We start from the raw sequence: 447 nt of genomic DNA, 5'->3' as shown, positions 1-447 counted from the left end.
ATACACAAGCAATTCCTGCTGTTGATTTAATTATTGTACCTGGCAGTAAAAATGTACTCAGCGATCTCGCGTTTTTAAAAAATGAAGGCTGGGATCAGCAAATTAAGCGCCATCTACGTTATGGTGGCAAAGTATTGGGTATTTGCGGTGGTATGCAAATGCTGGGTAACACTATCAGTGATCCAAATGGGGTGGAGTCATCGTTGGGGCAAGTGACGGGTTTAGCGCTTAGCGATTTTGATACGCTATTGGGTGAGCAAAAAGTGTTAAGCCGAGTGAGCGCAGTGCTTAATTTAAATGAGCAACAGGTTGCATGTGATGGCTACGAAATACATGCAGGTATTAGTCAAGTAAAGGCGCTCTACAAGCCACTCATTCGCTTTAATAAACACCCCAATGACTTTAAAACCGATGGTTTTGTGAGTGACGATAATGCCATTGCTGGTA

General features: G+C 42.7%; 1 pseudogene. It reads left to right on the top strand.

The window, feature by feature from the left end:
- Nucleotides 1–447, top strand: a pseudogene (locus PSH48_RS20950) (cobyric acid synthase); the annotation flags it as partial.

It is taken from the genome of Pseudoalteromonas sp. Angola-4, from assembly GCF_028599265.1.
Taxonomy (GTDB): domain Bacteria; phylum Pseudomonadota; class Gammaproteobacteria; order Enterobacterales; family Alteromonadaceae; genus Pseudoalteromonas; species Pseudoalteromonas atlantica.
This window is presented reverse-complemented; position numbering and strand designations above follow the sequence as displayed.